The following is a 16688-nucleotide window of genomic DNA, read 5'->3' as shown; positions in this document are numbered from 1 at the left end:
CATGCGACGGCCGGCCGAATCGGGTCCGGAGGCTGCCCTGGCCGTAGCGAATGGAGTCGACCGCCCGCCGTTCCGGGTCGCTGCCGACGCAGGCGGAGCGGTGGGGGAGAGCAGGGGCCCGATCGAACGCGGATCGTCCGCGTCGGATGTTCGCCTATACGGCCGCGCTGGCTGAGGCTGCATGCGTTCGCGGGCGCGCGGCCAACAAAAAACCCGCCTCGCGGCGGGTTTCTTCGCTGCCCGGATTCCGCTGGGGAATCTGGTGGCTATGGGTGGACTCGAACCACCGACCCCAGCATTATGAGTGCTGTGCTCTAACCGGCTGAGCTACATAGCCACGGGGAACCGCGAATTATTCATGCCGGGCCCGGTGCCGTCAATCCTCCCGGGCCGGCTTGTGGTCGGCCAGGGCCCGTGGCAGAGTCGGGCACAGTGAATTCGGAGTCCGCATCGTGATCGATCCGGACGGCTACAGGCCCAATGTCGGCATCGTGCTGATGCATCCCGACGGCCGCTTGTTCTGGGCCCGCCGCGTGCATCGCGACGGCTGGCAATTCCCGCAAGGCGGGATGAACACCGACGAGACGCCGCTCGAGGCCATGTACCGCGAGCTGCGCGAGGAAACCGGGCTGCTGCCGCAGCACGTCGAAGTGCTGGGGGCGACCCCCGGCTGGCTGCGTTACCGCCTGCCCCAGCGTGCGATCCGCCGCAACGACCGCCTGGTCTGCATCGGCCAGAAGCAGGTCTGGTTCCTGTTGCGCCTGACGGGCGAGGAGTCGGACCTGCGCCTGGACCTGACCGATAAGCCCGAATTCGACCACTGGCGCTGGGTGGACTTCTGGTACCCGGTGGAGCACGTGGTGATGTTCAAGCGCGGGGTCTACGCCAGCGCCCTGCGCCACCTGGCCCCGTTCGCGCGCCGCATCGCCGGCGCCCAGGCCGTGCCGGCGCCCGGCCCGGACCTGCGCAGCCCGGAGGCCTGGCCTGCCCGCTGCCGGCAGCGGCCGCGCGCGCGGCAACCCGGGATGAACGCCCGCGGCGGCGGCGACCCTGCGTCGAATTGACAATCATTCTCATTCCTGGCGAAATGGTCCCGCAGCCATCCGGCTGCTCAGCCCGACCGACGCCACCGTGTACGTCTGCATCTGCAACGGAGTCACCGAACGCGACATCCTCCAGGCCGCCGAGGCCGGGTGCCGCAGCGTGCCCGAGCTGACCATGCGCACCGGTGCCGGCGCCAACTGCGGCAGCTGCCTGGACATGGCCAGCGAATTGCTCGAACGCGCCCGCGCGCAGCGCGAGCTGCCCTTGCCGGTGCTGTCGCAAGCCGCCTGATCGCGCCCGCGGCCGCGCTGCGCGACCGCCGCTTCCACGTTGAATCCTTCTCGTTTCGCCCGGCGCGAAATGCACTCGATTCGCGTTCCGTCATGGTCCGCGCGAAAGGTCTAGAGTGCCGCCATCGCAACGGCCGGAGACCGCCATGAAGGGCGACGCCAAAGTCATCGAATTCCTCAACAAGGCGCTCTACAACGAGCTGACCGCGATCAACCAGTACTTCCTGCACGCCAAGATGCTGAAGAACTGGGGCCTGAAGGAACTCGCCGAGCACGAGTACCACGAGTCCATCGACGAGATGAAACACGCGGACAAGCTGTCCGAGCGCATCCTGTTCCTGGACGGCCTGCCGAACTTCCAGGCGCTGGGCAAACTGCGCATCGGCGAGAACCCGCGCGAGCTGCTCAGCTGCGATCTGGCGCTGGAGCTGGAAGCGGTGCCGCTGCTGCGCGAGGCGATCAAGCATTGCGAATCGGTGGGCGACTACGTCAGCCGCAAGCTGTTCGCCGACATCCTCGATTCCGAGGAAGAGCACATCGACTGGATCGAAACCCAGCTGGCGCTGATCGATCGCCTGGGCGAGCAGAACTATCTGCTGACCAAGATCGAAGACTGAGTCGCGACCCGCTTATCCAGCCAGCTCGCGGCGCATGCGCCGCTGCCAGCCAGACACGAAAGCCACCGGCCCGCCGGTGGCTTTCTTTTTTTTTGTGCTTGTCGCTTTGGGGTAGGAGCGGCGTGAGCCGCGACCGCGAACCGACGCTTTACGACGTAAGCAACGCTTTCCTACGCCACACTCGGCTTCGGCGCCCGACGAAACAGCAACCGCCAAATCCACCACAGCAACATCGCCACCATCAGCGTGATCACGCCCACGATGGTCAGCGCCAGCCACGGATGCGCGAACACCAGCGCCAGGGTGCCGATCACGGCCACGTCCTCGCCGACCGAGGCGGTCCAGTTGGTCACCGGTTCGGGCGAGGTATTGAGCAGCACGCGCGAGCCGGCCTTGAGCAGGTGGCTGCCCAGGGCCACGCCGGCGCCGGTGGCCAGCGCGCCGGCGCCGAGCTGACCGTCGGGCGACAGGGTGGCCGCGGCCAGGAAGGCGCCCACGGGCACGCGCAGCAGGGTGTGCAGCAGGTCCCAGCCCGAGTCCACGCCGGGGATCTTGTCGGCGAAGAATTCGGTGGCGGCCAGGGCGCCGGAGACGCCGATGACCCAGGGCGATTCGGTGGCCTGCAGGGCCTGAGGCAGGTCCAGCCAGCCCAGGGCGCCGGCCAGGCCGACCCCGAACACCGTCAGGTAGACCCGGATGCCCGCCAGCCAGGCGAGAACTACCCCAATTGCGAACAGGTGCGCATCGGACACGGCGACAACCCCGCTAGACTTGTCGGCCGAGTATAGAACCACCTGCGGCCCCCGCCGCACCGTCGCATGGCCAAGGCACCACCGCCCCGCTTCGTTATCGTTCAGCAGCGGCCCGACCGCCGGCCGCTGATCGCGGCCGTGTTGGCGGCCGTCTGGCTGGCCAGCCTGGCCGGCGCCTGGGCCTGGGCGACCTGGCGCGCGGCGCCGCAGCTGCCCCGGCTCAGCGCCGAGCTCGATGCCACCCGCGCCCTGCTGCGCGAGCGCCAGTCGCGCCTGGATCGGCTGGAGCAGCGCGAGGCCACCTTGCAGCGCTCCGACCAGATCAGCCGCGTGGCCAACAAGCAGATCCAGGGCGCGCTGGCCGAGCGCGAGGAAGAGATCGCCGACCTGCGCGCCGACGTGGCCTTCTACGAGCGCCTGGTCGGTTCCACCGGCAAGGCCCAGGGCCTGAACGTGCACTCGGCGCAGTTCTCGCCCGAGAACGGCGGCACCTGGCGCTATCTCATCGTGCTGACCCAGAACCTCAACCGCGGCGCGATCAGCGCCGGCCGCCTGCAGTTCGCGGTGGAAGGCGTGCGCAACGGCAAGCTCACCACGGTGGGCTGGGACGAGCTGCACCAGCGCAGCGCGGTGCCGGCTCAGGACTATTCCTTCCGCTACTTCCAGCAGATCGACGGCAGCGTCATGCTGCCGGCCGGCTTCACCCCGCAACGCGTGCGCGTCTCCCTGCGCGGCGAGAACGCGAGCGTGGACCAGACCTTCGGCTGGCGCAGCGGCGCCACCGTCACTTCGGAAACCTGAGCCCCGGAACCCTGAGCATGTTCAAGAACAAACCCACCCAGATCGCGCCCGGCCAGGTCGACACCATGATCGGCCCGCAGGTGGTCATGCGCGGCGACCTGCAGTTCAGCGGCGGTCTGTATATCGAAGGCCGCATCGTCGGCAAGGTGATCGCCGAGCCGGGCCAGCCGGCGGTGCTGACCCTGGCCGAGAACGGCAGCATCGAGGGCGAGGTGCATGCGCCGGTGGTGGTCATCAACGGCGAGCTCACCGGCGACGTCTATGCCGGCGAGCGCGTGGAGCTGGCGGCCAAGGCGCGGGTGCTGGGCAACGTGCATTACAAGGTGGTCGAGATGATCGCCGGCTCCATGCTCACCGGCCGCCTGATCCACTCCGACACCGCTGGCGAAGTCCGCGGCGCCGCTGAAGCGGCGGTGACCGCGCACGCGCTGGCCGACTGAAGCGCATTGCGCGGGCCCCGCCGGGGCCCTATTAATGGGGGCATGGTCGACACCGCCCCCAAACCCCAACCCGGCTCCGCGCCCCCGCCGCGCAACGCGCCGGCGCACTGGCGCGCGGCCGCCGGCGTGGCCCTGGTCGCCGTGCTCGGCTTCGGCGCCTGGGGCCTGTGGCGCAGCCTGTCGCCGGTCGCGCCCGAGGCGCCGCCCTCGGCCGACGCCGTCCGCGACGCGCGCAGCCAGCAGGCCGAGCTGGAGCAGCTGCGCCAGCGCGTGACCACGCTGACCCGCTCCGACCAGATCAGCCGCGAGGCCAACCGCGACCTGCAGGGCACCCTGTCCGAGCGCGACGAGGAGATCGCCGGTCTGCGCGCCGACGTGGCCTTCTACGAGCGCCTGGTGGGCTCCACCGCGCAGCGCCGCGGCCTGGCCGTGCACGCCCTGCGGGTGCAGCCGCAGACCGGCGGCGCCTGGCATTTCACCAGCACCCTGACCCAGAACCTCAACCGCGGCGCGGTCAGCGCCGGCCGCCTGACCGTGGCGGTGGAAGGCACCCGCGCCGGCAAGCTGCAGAAGCTGAACTGGTCCGACCTGCGCCAGCAGGCCGACGCGCCCGGCGTGGCGTATTCGTTCAAGTATTTCCAGCAGGTCGACGGCGACCTGTTCCTGCCCGCAGGCCTGACCCCGGTGCGGGTCACGGTGCGGCTGACCCCGCAAAGCGGCGCCGCGGTGGAGCAGTCCTTCACCTGGGACGAGGCCACGCGCGACAGCGGCGCCGCCGCCGCGGTGGAATGAACCGGCGTTGCGGCGGCCGACCGCAGCGTTCGGCCGGCGCGGCTTGAATGCGCGCGCCGCGCGCCCCATCCTGATGGCATGGAAACGCTCACCGCTCTGCCCACCGCGCCCGGCTACCAGTCGCTGGAGCGCCCGCTGGAATTCACCGCCTCGGCCGCGGCCAAGGTCCGCGAGCTGATCGCCGAAGAAGGCAATGCGGCGCTGAAGCTGCGCGTCTACATCCAGGGCGGCGGCTGTTCGGGCTTCCAGTACGGTTTCGAATTCGACGAGCAACAGGGCGAGGACGACCTGACGGTGCAGACCGACGGCGTGACCCTGCTGGTGGACCCGCTGAGCCTGCAGTACCTGATGGGCGCGGTGGTCGATTACACCGAGAGCCTGCACGGTGCGCAGTTCGTGATCCGCAATCCGAACGCCAAGACCACCTGCGGCTGCGGTTCCTCGTTCGCGGTGTGAGCCAGCCCGCCGACCCCACCGAGCGCGCGCCGTTCGCCTTCGTCGAAGCCGGTAGCGACGCGGCTTGCCGCGCCGCGCTGGACCGTGCCGACCACCTGCGCGACCAGCCCGAGGCGCTGACCGCGCTGTGGTCCACCGCGCGGGTGATCCTGCTGGACGAGTCCGGCCAGGCCCTGGCCGACGAGGACCGCGCGCTGCTGGCGCCCACCGGTGCCGAGCTCAGCGCCGGCCCCGGCGGCGTGGGCGCGGCCGTGTTCCTGGGCCTGGCGCCCGACGGCGGCGCCTGGTTCGCGCTGGACGCCGCATTGACCGCATTCGAAGCGCCGCGCCGGGTCGAGTTGCGCGCGGCCGCCGCCTATTGGCCGGCGCTGCACGCCAGCGTGTTCGCCCAGGCGCGCGCGTTGCAACATTGGCGCAGCCGCAATCGCCATTGCGGCGTGTGCGGCGGCGAAGTCGCGTTCTCGCGCGGCGGCTGGCAAGGCCGCTGCACGCAGTGCGAGACCGAACACTATCCGCGCACCGACCCTGCCGTGATCGTGGCCGTCAGCGACGGCGAGCGCCTGCTGCTCGGGCGCCAGACCGGTTGGCCGGCGCGCCGCTATTCGGTGCTGGCCGGCTTCGTCGAGCCCGGCGAATCGCTGGAGCAGACCGTGGCCCGCGAGGTGCGCGAGGAGGCCGGCGTGCAGGTGCTGCGCTGCCGTTACCTGGCTTCGCAGCCCTGGCCCTTCCCGGGCGCGCTGATGCTGGGTTTCTTCGCCGATGCCGTGCCCGGCGAGCCGCAGGTGGGCGACGAGCTGGAGGAAGCGCGCTGGTTCACCGCCGAGGAGGTGCGCCAGGCGCAGCGCCGCGGCGAGCGCCCGCCGGCCGAGGACGACGAAGGCCCGCTGCTGTCGCCCAGCATCTCGATCTCGCGCTGGCTGATCGACCGCTGGCTGGCGGCCGCCGAGGAGCGTGCGTCGCGTTGAGCCACGGTAGAATCGGCTGAGACGTTATTCGCCGGGAGCCGCGCCGCAATGTCAGAAACGCTGATCGCCGCCGTCGTCGCGCTCGTGCTGGGCCACTTGGCGCAATCGCTGGCGGCCTCGGTGCGGCACTACGCCTGGTACGCCGATTGGCTGCGCTGGCTGGGCTCGCGTTTCCCCGAAGACAGCCTGTGGCGCGGCCGCTGGGGCATCGCCCTGGCCCTGTTGCCGCCGCTGCTGGCGGTGGGCCTGTTCCAACTGGCGCTGGACGAACCCCTGTACGGCCTGGCCGGGCTGGTGTTCGGCGTGGTGGTGCTGTTCTACGTCTGGGGGCCGCGCGATCTGGACCTGGACGTGGACGCGATCGTCGCCGCGCGCGACCCGCTGTCGCGGCGCGAGGCCGCGGCGCGGCTGTGGCCGGAAGGCGAGACGCCGTCGCTGGACGGCGGCTCGCTGGTGGAAGCGGTGTTCCGCAACGCGCTGCGGCGCTGGTTCGGCGTGCTGTTCTGGTTCCTGCTGCTGGGCCCGTTCGGCGCGGTGCTGTACCGCCTGACCGCGCTGGCGGTGGAAGGCGAGGCCGCGCGCGAAGTGCCCGGCGAGACCGGCGCGGGCGCGCGCACCCTGCTGGCGATCCTGGAATGGCCGGTGGCGCAACTGCTGACCCTGGCCATGGCCCTGGTCGGCAATTTCGACACCGTGATCGGCGCCTGGCGCGAATCCGGCGGCGCCTCGTTCAATCTGGACAACCGCTTCCTGGGCGCGGTCGCACGCGCGAGCGTGCGTACCGAGCTGGCCGAAGAGGCCGCCGAATACGCCGAGGAAGGCGGCAGCGCGCTGGTGGCCTCGGAGCTGCCGGAACTGCGCGATGCGATGAGCCTGGTCTGGCGCAGCCTGCTGGTGTGGCTGGCGGTGCTGGCGCTGTTCGTGATTGCGGGCTTCGTGAGTTGAGCTTGGGCGATTAGCGGATTATTGCGGCCAAACCTGGCGGTAAATCCGATTCGTCATCCCCGCGGAAGCGGGATCCAGAGACTTCAGCGTCATGCTCATTGAGCGCTGAGAAGGCGACTCAGCGCGTCCCTTCCAACATCGCGCCCATCACCGCCAGCCCGCCGAAGAACAGGAACCACAGGGTCAGCGCCACCGGCACCGCCAGCGCCGAGGCCAGCGCCCAGTTGCCGGCCGAGCGCGAGGCCGCGCGCGCGCCGACGATGTCGCCCGCGGCGCGTTTGCCGTCGACCTGCGCGGCATACACGATGGACACGATGCCCAGTGGCAGGCAGCAGAACAGCGTGGTCAGGATCGCCCAGACCAGGTGATTGGGGACGTATTCGCCGTGCGGTGCGTTCATGGATTACTCGATTGCGGATCGGCGCGCGATCAGCCCGGCGCCAGCCAGGAGAAAGGCCACCACGGCAGGTTGCGCAGCACCCAGTAACCGCCCATCAGGCCCAACCAGAACTTGGCGCTGAGCAGGGTGTCGATGGCGCGCTTGGGCAGCGGCAGGCGGTAGCCCATGCCGTGCAGGACCAGCAGCGGCAGCGCGGGCATCACCACCGCCAGCAGCGGGTTCATCGCCAGGAACTGGCCCAGGTCGCCGTGGACCAGGCCGTGCAGCGCACGCGTGGACCCGCAGCCCGGGCAGTACAGGCCGGTGAAGTGATAGAACAGACAACCCGGCAGCGGGCTGTCGGGCGCGTTGGGATCCACGCGCCGCAACACCCACACGCCGGCCCCGGCTGCGGCGACCGCGGCGGCGCCTGCCGCCGCATGCCATCCGCGCCACCGGGGCTGACGCAACGCGCTCATCTCAGCGCGCGTTCTGCATCTGCTGCATCATTTCCATGTACTGAGCGGTGCCGCCCATCATGAAGCTGCCGATGTTGAGCAGCAGGCCCAGCGCGACCACGGCGGTGGCCACCCAGCACCAGATCTTGGCGTTCTCGGAGGCTTTGCGCGCGCCTTCCAGGTCGCCCTGGTTGGCCTTGCTGTTGACCTGCGAGCCGTACACGATGCCGACGATGCCCGGCGCGCAACCGATGATGCAGCACAGACAGAAGCCCAGCACGGTCATGCTGATCGACCAGGCCAGGTAGTTGGGAATGGGCTGCGCGGGCGCGGCCGACGGCGGCATGTTCATGGGTGTCCCCTCTGAGTCGTTATTGTGATCGCCGGCTTCCCGCCGACGCCCCTGGGCGCATCCTAGCAGCGGCCCGCGACGGCTGTCAGTCCCGCGGGCCCTGTTTTCAGGGCTTTACGCCCAGGCGGTGGCCGTCATGGCGACCGTCGCCCCACGATCACGCGTCGCTGCCGCGCCGGGCCCGCACCTGCGCCTCCAGCTGCTCGGCGCTGGCGTCCGCCGCGGCTACCGGCGCGCCCGCGATGACCTCGACATGGGCGCGGAAGCGGCGCGGCACGCGCATGCGGCCCAGGCGCGAGTCGCGGCGGCTCCACATGCTGCTCCACATGCCGCGCAGCGCCATCGGGATCACCGGCACCGGGTTCTTGGCCAGGATGTGCTCCACGCCGGACTTGAAGGTGGCGATCTCGCCGTCGCGGGTCAGCGCGCCCTCGGGGAAGATGCCCACCAGCTGGCCGTCGGCCAGCGCGGCCTCGATCTCCTCGAACGCGCGCCGCATCACCTCCGGGTTCTCCTTGGCGCCGGCGATCGGAATGGCCTTGGCGGTGCGGAAGATCCAGCTCATCACCGGAATGTTGAAGATCTTGTAGTACATGACGAAACGCACCGGCCGCGGCACGCTGGCGCTGAGGATCAGCGCGTCCATGTAGCTGACGTGGTTGCACACGATCAGCGCCGGGCCCTCGTCGGGAATCCGCTCCATGCCCTGCGCGCGCAGCCGGTACAGCGTGCGCACGAACACCCAGCTCAGGAAGCGCATCAGGAATTCGGGCACCAGGGTGAAGATCCAGATCGCCACCAGCGCATTGGCCACGGCCAGGGCCAGGAACACCTGCGGAATGGTCCAGTGGAAGAAGCGCTGCACCACCAGGCCCAGCACCGCCGCCAGCACGATGAAGGCCGCGTTCTGGATGTTCATGCCGGCGATCACGCGCGAGAGTTCGTTCTTCGGCGTGCGGCTTTGGATCAGGGCGAACAGGGGGACGACGAAGAAGCCCGTGAACAGGCCGATGCCGACCAAGTCGATCACGATGCGCCAGCTGCCCGGCTGCTGCATGAATCCGGCCACGTCCAGGCCGGTGACCGCCGGCAGGCCGGTGCGGGCGAAGTACAGGTCGAACAGGAAGGCGCTGATGCCGAATGCGCCCAGCGGCACCAGACCGATTTCCACGGTGCGCGCCGACAGCTTTTCGCACAGCATCGAGCCCACGCCGGTGCCGATGGAAAACAGCGCCAACGGGAACACGTACCAATCGCCCATGCCGAGGTGGATTTCGGTGTAGTTGGGGATGTTGCCGGTCAGTACGGTGCCCACGAACCAGAACCAGGACACGCCCAAAATCGAGTTGCGTACCGCGACCTGCTTGCGCGCCAGGCGCACGATGGCCACCGACTCGGGGATAGGGTTCCAGTTGATCTTCAACTCTGGCGCGCCCGCCTCGGCACGCGGAATCGCCCGGCTGACCAAGTTGCCGGTGATGGCCAAGGCGATGATCGTCACCGCCGCCACGGTCGGGCCGTGGTCGCCGGCGATCTTGAAAATCAGGCCGCCGAAAATCATGCCGATCAGGATCGAGATCGAAGTGCCCATCTCGACCAAACCGTTGCCGCCGGTCAGTTCCTCGGGCTTGAGCACCGAGGGCAGGATCGAGTACTTCACCGGCCCGAACAGCGTCGATTGCAGGCCGGTGCAGAACAGCGCCGCCAACAGCACGATCAGGTTGTGGGTGAAGAAGCCGATCGCCGCCAACGACATGATCACGATTTCCATCGTGGTCGTGATCCGGATCAGCCGGGACTTCTCCAGCTTCTCGGCGATCTGGCCGGCGGTGGCCGAGAACAGGAAGTAGGGCAGGATGAAGATCGCCGGCGCCAGGTTGGTGTACAGCGTCTTGTCGGCCGCACTCACGCTCATATAGCCCAACAGGCCGATGATCGCCTGCCGGTAGACGTTGTCGTTGAACGCGCCCAGGGCCTGGGTCAGGAAGAACGGCAGGAAGCGCCGTTGCTTGAGCAGCTCGAACTGGTTGTGCGCCATGCGGCCTGCAGGTCCGGTCAGGTCCGCACGTCGATGTGCGGCTCGCGCGAAGGATTCGCCGGGCGAGCCTAGCAAAGCCCCTAGTCCGGGAGTAGCGGGGCCGGCGGGGTAGCGGAAAAGTAGCCTGGGCGGATTAGCGGGCCTAGACCGGGTGGGGCGGCGATCCGGCCGCGCCCCTTCTGTACGCCGGTTCGCGGAACCGCACGGCGTCGTCTAGGCAGGGTGAAGAGCGCGCGCTGTGTTTCGCGTCCAGCCAGCTTGGCCTGGATACCCTGGCGGCTGAACTAGCGAAGAGGAGGTTGCCATGTCCGCCGATACCAAGACGCCTTTGGATCACGTGAATGCGACGTTGAACCAGCTCAAGGAAATGCGCCACTACTCCAAGAACTATGTGGAGCAGCTGACGGCGCAGTGGCTGTTGTTCGACGGCGAGCTGAAGAAGCTCAAGCAGGCGCAGCGGATCGAGGAATTGATGACGCGCCAGGGCGAGTTGTACGAGGCGCTGGATAAGGAGATCGCGGAGCTGGAAGAGGTGGCGGTGTCGCTGCAGCCGGCGCCTGAGGAGGCGGCGGGGGCGGTGCATTAGTTGCTGGCGGAGAGCGGCGCCGGCGACTGCGATGTCGTGGTCGCGGCTTGCGCCGCTCCTACAGTCTGAAACGAAACGGCCGGGATCGCCCCGGCCGTTTCGTTTTTGCGCTGGCGCTCAGCCGGCTTGTTGTTCGCGCGCGATCGCGCGCCAGCCGATGTCGTGGCGGTGGAATTCGCCGTGCCAGGAGATGCCGGCCACGGCTTCGTAGGCGCGGTGCTGGGCGTCGGCGACGCTCTCGCCCAGGGCGCAGACGCAGAGCACGCGGCCGCCGGCGGTGAGCACCTGGCCGTCGACGAGTTTGGTGCCGGCGTGGAAGACCTTGCTGTCCTCCGGTACGGGCACGTCCCAGGAGCTGATCGGGTCGCCGGTACGCGGCGTTTCGGGGTAGTTCTCGGCGGCCATGACCACGCCCAGCGAGGGACGCGGGTCCCACTGCGCCGTGGCCTGGTCCAGGCGGCCGTCGATGGCGGCTTCGACCAGGTCGAGCAGGTCGGACTGCAGGCGCAGCATCACCGGCTGGGTTTCGGGGTCGCCGAAGCGCACGTTGAATTCGATGACCTTGGGCGCGCCGCTGTGGTCGATCATCAGGCCGGCGTAGAGGAAGCCGGTGAACGGGATGCCGTCGGCGATCATGCCCTGGACGGTGGGCTCGACGACTTCGCGCATGACCCGCGCGTGCACCTCGGGCGTGACCACGGGCGCGGGCGAGTAGGCGCCCATGCCGCCGGTGTTGGGGCCGGTGTCGCCATCAAACACGCGCTTGTGGTCCTGCGAGGTCGCCATGGGCAGGGCGGTGCGGCCGTCGACCATGGAGATGAAGCTGGCTTCCTCGCCGTCCAGGAATTCCTCGATGACCACGCGCGCGCCGGCGGCGCCGAAGGCGTAGTCGGCGAGCATGTCGGTGATCGCGGCTTCGGCTTCGGCCAGGGTCATGGCGACGATGACGCCCTTGCCCGCGGCCAGGCCGTCGGCCTTGATGACGATGGGCGCGCCTTTCTCGCGCACGTATTCCAGCGCTTCTTCGACGTGGGTGTGCACGGCGTAGTGCGCGGTCGGAATCCGGTGCCGGGCCAGGAAGTCCTTGGCGTAGGCCTTGCTGCCTTCCAGTTGCGCGGCGGCGGCGGTGGGGCCGAAGATGCGGCGGCCGTCGGCGCGGAAGCGGTCGACCACGCCAGCCACCAGCGGCGCCTCGGGGCCGACCACGGTCACGGCCACGCCTTCGTCGGCGGCCAGTTGCAGCAGGCCGTCGATGTCGGTGGCGGCCACGGCCACGTTGCGGCAGCCGGGCTCGGTGGCGGTGCCGGCGTTGCCGGGCGCGACCAGCACCTCGGCGATGCGCGGGGATTGCGCCAGCTTCCAGGCCAGCGCGTGCTCGCGTCCGCCGGAACCGATGACCAGGACTTTCATGCTTACTCCTGCGAAAGCGCGCGGCGGGCCGCGCCGATGGGGATGCGAATTTTACGCGAGCGGCACGTCAGGGCGTGTCGAAGGCGGGGTGATAGGCGACCGTGCCGCTAACGAAGCCGTCGAAGGACAGGGCCATGAAGTACTCGGGTGGCAGGCCGGGGTAGCGCAGCGCGGGATCGGCGCGGAAGCCGAAGCGTCCGTAATAGCCGGGGTCGCCGGCGACCACGCAGCCGCGCGCGCCCAGCGTGCGCAGGCGCGCGAGTCCGGCCTCGACCAGGGCGCGGCCGATGCCGCGGCCCTGTACGGCCGGCGCCACCGCGACCGGGCCCAGGCCGTACCAGCCGATGTCGGCGCCGTCGATGCGCACCGGCGACCAGGCGGCGTGGGCGACGATATGGCCGTCGCGCTCGGCCACCAGCGACAGCGTCATCGCATCGGCGGCGCGCAAGGCGTCGACGATGCGGTGTTCGGTCTGCTGGCTGTGCGGGTGGTCGGCGAAGGCCGCGGCGACCACACGGCCGATCGCGTCGGCGTCGCCGGCGCGTTCGTCGCGTAGGGTCGCGCCGCGGTCGGCCATGCTCAGTGGCGGAAGTGGCGCACGCCGGTGAACACCATCGCCAGGCCGTGCTCGTCGGCGGCGGCGATGACTTCGGCGTCGCGCATGGAGCCGCCCGGCTGGATCACCGCGCGCACGCCGGCGGCGGCGGCGGCGTCGATGCCGTCGCGGAACGGGAAGAAGGCGTCGGAGGCCATCACCGAGCCGGGCACAACCAGGCCGGCTTCCTCGGCCTTGAGCGCGGCGATCTTGGCCGAGACCACGCGGCTCATCTGGCCCGCGCCGATGCCGATGCTGCGGTGGTCGCGGGCGTAGACGATGGCATTGGATTTGACGAACTTGGCGATGCGCCAGGCGAACAGCAGGTCGCTCAGCTGCGCGTCGGTGGGCGCCAGCTTGCTGACCACCTTGAGCTCGTCGCGGCCGACTTCGCGGATGTCGGCGCTCTGCATCAGCAGGCCCGAGCCCACGCGCTTGACGTCGACGTTGTTGCGGCCGTCGCCGTGCGGAATGCGCAGCACGCGCACATTGGCCTTCTTGGCGCAGTAGGCCAGCGCGGCTTCGTCGTAATCCGGAGCGATCAGCACCTCGACGAACTGGCGGTCGAGGATGGCCTTGGCGGTGGCGGCGTCGAGCTGGGTGTTGAAGGCGATGATGCCGCCGAAGGCCGAGGTGGGATCGGTGGCGTAGGCCAGCTCATAAGCGTCGCCGCAGGCCACGCCCTCGGCCACGCCGCAGGGGTTGGCGTGCTTGACGATCACGCAGGCGGGGCGCTCGAACTGGCGCACGCACTCCCAGGCGGCGTCGGCGTCGGCCAGGTTGTTGTAGCTCAGCTCCTTGCCCTGCAACTGGCTGAAGGTGGCCAGGGTGCCCGGCACCGGATACAGGTCGCGGTAGAACGCGCCCTGCTGGTGCGGGTTTTCGCCGTAGCGCAGGTCCATGACCTTGACGAAGTTGCTGTGCTGCTGCGACGGGAACTGCTGGCTGCGCGCGCCGTCGGCGTCGAGCGAGGACAGATAGTTGGCGATGCAGGCATCGTACTGGGCGACGCGGTTGAACGCGGCCACCGACAGGGCGAAGCGGGTCTTGGCGGCGAGCGTGCCGGCGTTGGCGTCGAGTTCGGCGATCAGCTCGGCGTACTGCGCCGGGTCGGTGGCGACGGCGACGCGGGCGAAGTTCTTGGCCGCGGAACGCAGCATGGCGGGGCCGCCGATGTCGATGTTTTCGACGATGTCCTCGAACGAGCTGTCGGGGTTGGCCGAGACTTTTTCGAACGGATACAGGTTGAGCACCAGCAGGTCGATCGCGCCGATGCCGTGCTGCGCCATCACCGCTTCGTCGATGCCGGCGCGGCCGAGCAGGCCGCCATGCACCAGCGGGTGCAGGGTCTTGACCCGGCCGTCCATCATTTCCGGGAAACCGGTGACCTCGGCCACGTCGCGCACGGCCAGGCCGGCGTCGCGCAGGGCCTTGGCGGTGCCGCCGGTGGAGAGCAGTTCGACGTTGTGCGCGGCCAGGGCGCGGGCGAGTTCGAGCAGGCCGCTCTTGTCGGAGACGGAGAGCAGCGCCCGGCGGACGGGCAGGCGATCGGAGGTCATGCGGGGTTTGGGGCAGCGGAAGGGCGGGGGAATTATAGCGGGGCGGGGGTGGTGGGAGCCTTGGTTTTTTGCGGGTTTGGCGGGTTTTGGGCGCTGTGGTGGACCGTACGCGGGCGTTTTATGCGCAGGTTGGTGTGGGCGCTAGGGGCGAACTTTCGTCGCGAATGGCGGCTCCGCGTGCCCTCACCCCAACCCCTCTCCCGCATGCGGGAGAGGGGCTAAAGCAGCAAGAGGCGTCGGATGCATCCCCTCTCCCGCTTGCGGGAGAGGGTTAGGGTGAGGGGGTGAGCGAAGCGAATGCTCTCGACCCTCGCTCGGGCACCGAAGTCGCCGTCCCAACAGAAGACCCGGAGGGCGGCGCACAGGACGTGCGCCGTTTTTCGCTGGCACAGGATGTGCCATCGAAAAATCCCGGCGCAAACTCCGATCTCGCACGGGAGCTCTGGCGAAGCGCTTTTCTTTGGTTACTTTCTTTTGACGCTTATCAAAAGAAAGTGACCCGGCCGCTTGCGGACGGAAGCTGTTGCTGTTGCTTAAACCAGCACACCCAAACACCTGCGCGAGTTCGGAGCGGATCGCGGCTCACGCCGCTCCTACAGAAAGCACATTCCGCAGAGACCGCAGCGTTCGTCGTAGTTGCGGATTCGCGGTCGCAGCTTGCGCAGCGCCTACAGGGGCAAGCGCGGCATTCGTCGCAGATGAAAGGTCGCGGCCGCGGCTTACGCCGCTCCTACCCCAAAGCGGGGAGGATTACTCGAGGCCGTATTCGCGCAGCTTCTTGCGCAGGGTGGCGCGATGGATGCCGAGCATCGCCGCCGCGCGGCTCTGGTTGCCGTCGCAATGTTCCAGCACTTCGGCGAACAGCGGGATCTCCAGCTCGCGCAGCGCGATCTCGTAGAGGTTCTCGGTGCCGCTGCCGTTGAGGTCGCCCAGGTAACGCCGGATCGAGCTCGCCACGTGATCGCGCAACGGCACGCGGGCGCCGCTGCGGGTGGCTTCGTTGCGATCGGATGCGGAGTTCAAGTGCGTCCCCTGAGGCAGTGTCGTCCCGCCGGGCAGGTGCCTGGCGCAGGGCGCGGGCGGACGGGCGGGAGGGGGAGTCTAGCGCGCACGGGTCGCGGCGGACAACGCGACCGTCGCAGTTTTCATCGGAAATCGAAGGTGAATGCGACGATGCGGGGCGCCGGTTCGACCACGTCCAGTTGGACTGTCGCGCTTTGGCCCGGCGCCAGTTCGTCGGCTGTCCTGTGGCCGCGCCGGTAGTCCGCGGGAGCGAACGCGCGCTGTCCCACTTCCCTGCCATCGACATCGGACAGGGTCAGCAGCAGGGTCGGCCAGCGCTGCGGCCAACGCGCGTCGTTGCGGAAGCTCGCGTCCACCCGCAGCACGCCGGGCGCGCCGGGGCTGGGGCGCACGTTGCGGCCGAGCATGGTGTAGGCGGTGGGTTCGTGCCAGGGCGGCAGGCTGCATTGCAGGACCGCGCAGACCGCGCCGACCAGGGGGCGCCAGCGCGCGTCGGCGGCGAGCTCCTGGCGTTGCGCCAAGACCAGTTGCAAGGCCAGCGCCAGGACCAGGGCGACGACGGCGGCCAGCGCGCGCCCATCGTGGCGGCGCGGTGCGGCGTCGGTGGTGATCGTGCGGGCGAAGCTGGGTGCGTCGCGCTTGACCCGGGCGCGCGCGGCGCGGGCCGGGCGCGTGCGCGTATCGGGCAGGGCCGAAGCGGCGACGGCGGCGTCGAGGGTGGCTTCGACCGGCGCATCGGCGGTGACGGTGCCGGTGTCTGCGACGGGTTCGGATTCGTGGCTGTCGGTTGCGGCGACCGCGTCGCCGGTGGGCTCGGGCGCCGGCGCTTCGTCGGGCACGGCCTCGGCTTCGGTGGGCGCTGCGCTGTCGACGGCAGCGGCGTCCGCGGCATCGGCCTGCAGCGGACGCTCGCAGCGCGGGCAGTGCGACGGCGTTTCGCGCGCGCCGCTGCCGGAGGACGGCAGGACCAGCGCGACCAGGAATCCGCAATGAGGGCAGGCGACGAACATCGGCCTATTCAAGCATGCGGCCACGCCGTCCGCATCCGGGCGGTACGCGTTGCGCTACCGGTGTCGTGTCTTCGGGGATGCGGATGCAGCCGGGGAGCGAGATCAAAATGGGTTCCGGCTTGCGCCGGAATGACGGTCTGGAGAGGACTGCTTTTCGCTCGGCGCCATGCGCTTGC

Annotated in this window: 19 protein-coding genes, 1 tRNA gene and 1 pseudogene; 10 read left to right on the top strand and 11 right to left on the bottom strand. The window is 69.5% G+C overall.

Annotated features, from left to right (window positions below; translation table 11 throughout):
• Positions 1-260: 260 nt before the first annotated feature.
• Positions 261-337: transfer RNA gene (locus DX914_RS18385), tRNA-Met, on the bottom strand.
• A gap of 115 nt (positions 338-452) precedes the next feature.
• Between DX914_RS18385 and DX914_RS18380 the strand changes: the two genes are divergently transcribed.
• The 3 genes from DX914_RS18380 to bfr all read left to right on the top strand — a co-directional run bounded on the left by DX914_RS18380 (position 453) and on the right by bfr (position 1951).
• Positions 453-1064, top strand: coding sequence for an RNA pyrophosphohydrolase (locus DX914_RS18380; protein ID WP_115861537.1), 612 nt, complete (start codon positions 453-455; stop codon positions 1062-1064).
• A gap of 67 nt (positions 1065-1131) precedes the next feature.
• Positions 1132-1335: a (2Fe-2S)-binding protein gene (locus tag DX914_RS18375; RefSeq protein WP_115861535.1), complete on the top strand. Its 204-nt coding sequence runs from the start codon at positions 1132-1134 to the stop codon at positions 1333-1335.
• A gap of 145 nt (positions 1336-1480) precedes the next feature.
• Positions 1481-1951, top strand: coding sequence for a bacterioferritin (gene bfr, locus DX914_RS18370; protein WP_115861533.1), 471 nt, complete (start codon positions 1481-1483; stop codon positions 1949-1951).
• A 170-nt stretch (positions 1952-2121) separates the two neighbouring features.
• Here the strand turns inward: bfr and DX914_RS18365 are convergent, their stop codons facing one another.
• Positions 2122-2703 (bottom strand): DUF4126 domain-containing protein, encoded by a 582-nt coding sequence (locus tag DX914_RS18365; protein ID WP_115861531.1) that lies wholly within the window; start codon positions 2701-2703, stop codon positions 2122-2124.
• Between the two features lie 66 nt (positions 2704-2769).
• Between DX914_RS18365 and DX914_RS18360 the strand changes: the two genes are divergently transcribed.
• The 6 genes and pseudogenes from DX914_RS18360 to DX914_RS18335 all read left to right on the top strand — a co-directional run bounded on the left by DX914_RS18360 (position 2770) and on the right by DX914_RS18335 (position 7102).
• Positions 2770-3504, top strand: a complete 735-nt coding sequence (locus DX914_RS18360; protein WP_115861529.1) for a DUF6776 family protein — start codon at positions 2770-2772, stop codon at positions 3502-3504.
• A 17-nt stretch (positions 3505-3521) separates the two neighbouring features.
• A pseudogene (locus tag DX914_RS18355) lies at positions 3522-3890 on the top strand (bactofilin family protein); the annotation flags it as partial.
• A gap of 96 nt (positions 3891-3986) precedes the next feature.
• Positions 3987-4736: a DUF6776 family protein gene (locus tag DX914_RS18350; protein WP_231118328.1), complete on the top strand. Its 750-nt coding sequence runs from the start codon at positions 3987-3989 to the stop codon at positions 4734-4736.
• A 78-nt stretch (positions 4737-4814) separates the two neighbouring features.
• Positions 4815-5192, top strand: coding sequence for an iron-sulfur cluster insertion protein ErpA (erpA, locus tag DX914_RS18345; protein WP_115861525.1), 378 nt, complete (start codon positions 4815-4817; stop codon positions 5190-5192).
• Positions 5189-6157, top strand: coding sequence for an NAD(+) diphosphatase (nudC, locus tag DX914_RS18340; protein WP_115861523.1), 969 nt, complete (start codon positions 5189-5191; stop codon positions 6155-6157). The genes erpA and nudC overlap by 4 nt, the downstream gene beginning before the upstream one ends.
• Positions 6158-6205: 48 nt before the next feature.
• The gene (locus DX914_RS18335; protein ID WP_115861521.1) at positions 6206-7102 is read left to right on the top strand and encodes a hypothetical protein; all 897 of its coding nucleotides are present in this window, start codon (positions 6206-6208) and stop codon (positions 7100-7102) included.
• Positions 7103-7220: 118 nt separating this feature from the next.
• On the opposite strand, the gene DX914_RS18330 is transcribed toward DX914_RS18335, so the two are convergent.
• The 4 genes from DX914_RS18330 to DX914_RS18315 form a co-directional block, all read right to left on the bottom strand.
• A complete protein-coding gene (locus tag DX914_RS18330) occupies positions 7221-7502 on the bottom strand; it encodes a CD225/dispanin family protein (protein WP_115861519.1) in 282 nt (93 codons plus the stop codon).
• A 29-nt stretch (positions 7503-7531) separates the two neighbouring features.
• Positions 7532-7861: a DUF2752 domain-containing protein gene (locus DX914_RS18325; protein ID WP_231118327.1), complete on the bottom strand. Its 330-nt coding sequence runs from the start codon at positions 7859-7861 to the stop codon at positions 7532-7534.
• Between the two features lie 100 nt (positions 7862-7961).
• On the bottom strand, positions 7962-8291 hold the full coding sequence (locus tag DX914_RS18320) for a CD225/dispanin family protein (RefSeq protein WP_115861515.1): 330 nt from the start codon (positions 8289-8291) through the stop codon (positions 7962-7964).
• 157 nt (positions 8292-8448) lie between these two features.
• Complete coding sequence (locus DX914_RS18315) at positions 8449-10329, bottom strand: MFS transporter (protein ID WP_115861513.1); 1881 nt, start codon at positions 10327-10329, stop codon at positions 8449-8451.
• 304 nt (positions 10330-10633) lie between these two features.
• Between DX914_RS18315 and DX914_RS18310 the strand changes: the two genes are divergently transcribed.
• On the top strand, positions 10634-10915 hold the full coding sequence (locus DX914_RS18310) for a hypothetical protein (RefSeq protein ID WP_115861511.1): 282 nt from the start codon (positions 10634-10636) through the stop codon (positions 10913-10915).
• A 117-nt stretch (positions 10916-11032) separates the two neighbouring features.
• Here DX914_RS18310 and purD read toward each other — a convergent pair whose 3' ends face one another.
• The 5 genes from purD to DX914_RS18285 all read right to left on the bottom strand — a co-directional run bounded on the left by purD (position 11033) and on the right by DX914_RS18285 (position 16512).
• Complete coding sequence (gene purD, locus DX914_RS18305) at positions 11033-12325, bottom strand: phosphoribosylamine--glycine ligase (RefSeq protein ID WP_115861509.1); 1293 nt, start codon at positions 12323-12325, stop codon at positions 11033-11035.
• 67 nt (positions 12326-12392) lie between these two features.
• A complete protein-coding gene (locus DX914_RS18300) occupies positions 12393-12902 on the bottom strand; it encodes a GNAT family N-acetyltransferase (protein ID WP_115861507.1) in 510 nt (169 codons plus the stop codon).
• Between the two features lie 2 nt (positions 12903-12904).
• Positions 12905-14479, bottom strand: a complete 1575-nt coding sequence (gene purH / locus DX914_RS18295; RefSeq protein WP_115861505.1) for a bifunctional phosphoribosylaminoimidazolecarboxamide formyltransferase/IMP cyclohydrolase — start codon at positions 14477-14479, stop codon at positions 12905-12907.
• Between the two features lie 750 nt (positions 14480-15229).
• Positions 15230-15502 (bottom strand): DNA-binding transcriptional regulator Fis, encoded by a 273-nt coding sequence (gene fis / locus DX914_RS18290; protein WP_115861503.1) that lies wholly within the window; start codon positions 15500-15502, stop codon positions 15230-15232.
• Positions 15503-15624: 122 nt separating this feature from the next.
• Positions 15625-16512: a DUF3426 domain-containing protein gene (locus tag DX914_RS18285; RefSeq protein ID WP_115861501.1), complete on the bottom strand. Its 888-nt coding sequence runs from the start codon at positions 16510-16512 to the stop codon at positions 15625-15627.
• Positions 16513-16688: the final 176 nt, after the last annotated feature.

This window comes from Lysobacter silvisoli (genome assembly GCF_003382365.1).
GTDB classification, from domain to species: Bacteria; Pseudomonadota; Gammaproteobacteria; order Xanthomonadales; family Xanthomonadaceae; genus Lysobacter; species Lysobacter silvisoli.
The sequence above is the reverse complement of the archived record's forward strand: the minus strand, read 5'-3'. Positions and strand labels throughout refer to the sequence as shown.